A 682-nucleotide genomic window follows, 5' to 3' on the forward strand; every position below is an offset into this window, starting at 1 on the left:
GCAAACCTGCGAAATGCGCCTCGCCGTAACAGCAGACCGTTAAAGATTATACCCCTGCGGGTTATCCCCAGGCCAATTCGCCCCCCTGCCGCGACCCTGCGCCGCACCCTTGCGTGCCATTCACCCAACACTTGGCGCGATCGCCCGCGTCGTAAGGGATGGCGATTTTTCCGCCCTGGCTGGCGCACGGCCAAAAATTTGTGTATAGTTGCGGACTTCGTTGGCCTGGTAGCTCAGTCGGTAGAGCAGAGGATTGAAAATCCTTGTGTCGGTGGTTCGATTCCGCCCCAGGCCACCAAAAGAATTATTGGGATCGCGGTAGCCCCTAGGCCGCCGATACCGAATCCCAAAAAAAGCCCAGCCCCGCGCTGGGCTTTTTGCAAACGTACCTGTTCAGGTATTGGCCTGGTAGCTCAGTCGGTAGAGCAGAGGATTGAAAATCCTTGTGTCGGTGGTTCGATTCCGCCCCAGGCCACCAACATTTCCCCGCATTCCTAGCGCCGATATTCAGTCACTGAGTTCATCCGGCCACTGCTGTGCGCAATGCAGCACACGCAGAATGCGAACCACATTCCCGTAGACCCGATAAGGCACGACATACGACGTCTGGCTGATAACCAATTCGCGGGTATCCTCTATGCGACCAAGCCGTCCTAACTCCGGGAACTGCACGAGTTGATCG

At 56.9% G+C, this 682-nt stretch carries 1 protein-coding gene and 2 tRNA genes; 2 read left to right on the forward strand and 1 reads right to left on the reverse strand.

Translation table 11 applies throughout. The features are described from left to right. Positions 1–222: 222 nt before the first annotated feature. Together A9976_RS11155 and A9976_RS11160 are read left to right on the forward strand one after the other, a co-directional pair. A tRNA-Phe gene (locus A9976_RS11155) sits at positions 223–298 on the forward strand. A gap of 104 nt (positions 299–402) precedes the next feature. Continuing rightward, positions 403–478 (forward strand) — tRNA-Phe (locus A9976_RS11160). 29 nt (positions 479–507) lie between these two features. Here the strand turns inward: A9976_RS11160 and A9976_RS11165 are convergent. Beyond that, entirely contained in the window at positions 508–672 is a 165-nt protein-coding gene (locus tag A9976_RS11165) for a type II toxin-antitoxin system RelE/ParE family toxin (protein WP_310889386.1), read from the reverse strand. Between the last annotated feature and the right edge of the window lie 10 nt (positions 673–682).

The organism is Delftia sp. UME58, from assembly GCF_014170385.1.
In the GTDB taxonomy this organism is placed as follows: domain Bacteria; phylum Pseudomonadota; class Gammaproteobacteria; order Burkholderiales; family Burkholderiaceae_C; genus Comamonas; species Comamonas acidovorans.